We start from the raw sequence: 1,132 nt of genomic DNA on the forward strand, positions 1-1,132 counted from the left end.
TGAAGTGGACCCCGGAAATAGGACCAAACGTTAAGGTGTGAAGCGTCCTGCTCTGTTTGAACCGACGGAGCACGGATATGACGAAATCACGCAAGAAGTTCGATGCCGCATTCAAGGCCAAGATAGCCCTGGAGGCCCTGCGCGAGGTCGCGACGGTGCCTGAACTGGCGAAGCGGCACGGCGTTCACCCGAACCAGATCTACGGCTGGAAGAAGCAAGTCCTCGACAATTTGGCGAGCCTGTTCGTGCGTGGCGCGACGGCTTTGGGAGATGGCGAGGAGGAGCATGAGCGTGAGATGGCGAAGCTATATACCAAGATTGGCCAGTTGACGGTTGAAAGGGATTTCTTGGCCAAGAGGCCCGGGCGATGACTGTCCCCGAGCGCAGGGCGATGGTCGAGCGCCCTGGCGAGAATTTGTCGGTTCGGCGGCAATGTGAGCTGCTGAATCTGGCGCGTTCGGGCGTCTATCGCTCCGAGCCGGTGACCAGCTCCGACGATCTGGCCATGATGCGACGGATCGACGAATTGCATCTGAAGTGGCCGTTCTACGGCTCGCGACGAATGGTGTTCGAACTCAACCAGGCAGGCTACGGCATCAACCGCAAGCGCATGCAAAGGCTGATGCGCGTGATGGGAATCGAGGCGCTGGTCCCGCGTCCCGGCACCAGCAAGGCAGCGCCCGGCCACAAGATCTATCCATATCTTTTGCGCGGCGTCAGCATCACCGAGCCCAATCACGTCTGGGCCAGCGACATCACCTACATTCCGATGGCGCAGGGATTCCTGTATCTGGTGGCGATCATCGGCTACCCGGGCGGTACTGGCGTGGCGTCTGTCGAACACGATGGATACGGGCTTTTGCATCGCCGCGCTCGACGAAGCGCTGGCGCGGCACGGCCGGCCTAAAATATTCAACACGGATCAGGGCGCGCAGTTCACCAGCTCGGCCTTCACCGGCAGGCTTGAGGCTGTAGGCATTGCGATTTCGATGGACGGACGCGGTCGTTTCATGGACAATATTTTCATCGAACGGCTGTGGCGCTCGATCAAGTACGAGGAAGTGCATCTGAAAGCCTATGCCGACGGACGCGAAGCGCGAGATGGCATCGGATCATGGATGAGCTTTTACAA

At 59.4% G+C, this 1,132-nt stretch carries 3 protein-coding genes; all 3 read left to right on the forward strand.

Features of this window, described 5'->3' with window-relative positions; translation table 11 throughout:
• Positions 1-77: 77 nt before the first annotated feature.
• On the forward strand, positions 78-371 hold the full coding sequence (locus IVA81_RS02255; RefSeq protein WP_247311611.1) for a transposase: 294 nt from the start codon (positions 78-80) through the stop codon (positions 369-371).
• Positions 368-907 carry an IS3 family transposase gene (locus IVA81_RS02260; protein WP_247311614.1) on the forward strand — a complete coding sequence of 180 codons (540 nt, stop codon included), beginning with the start codon at positions 368-370 and terminating at the stop codon, positions 905-907. Before IVA81_RS02255 ends, IVA81_RS02260 begins: the two co-directional genes overlap by 4 nt.
• A partial coding sequence (locus tag IVA81_RS02265; RefSeq protein ID WP_247311617.1) for a DDE-type integrase/transposase/recombinase occupies positions 846-1,132 on the forward strand: 287 nt, incomplete at its 3' end. The genes IVA81_RS02260 and IVA81_RS02265, both read left to right, overlap by 62 nt.

It is taken from the genome of Bradyrhizobium sp. 141 (genome assembly GCF_023074055.1).
Lineage (GTDB): Bacteria > Pseudomonadota > Alphaproteobacteria > Rhizobiales > Xanthobacteraceae > Bradyrhizobium.

Bases quoted from the DNA above. Each gene is read 5' to 3' on its own strand.
- IVA81_RS02255 (WP_247311611.1), top strand. From the start codon at position 78: ATGACGAAATCACGCAAGAAGTTCGATGCCGCATTCAAGGCCAAGATA.
- IVA81_RS02260 (WP_247311614.1), top strand. From the start codon at position 368: ATGACTGTCCCCGAGCGCAGGGCGATGGTCGAGCGCCCTGGCGAGAAT.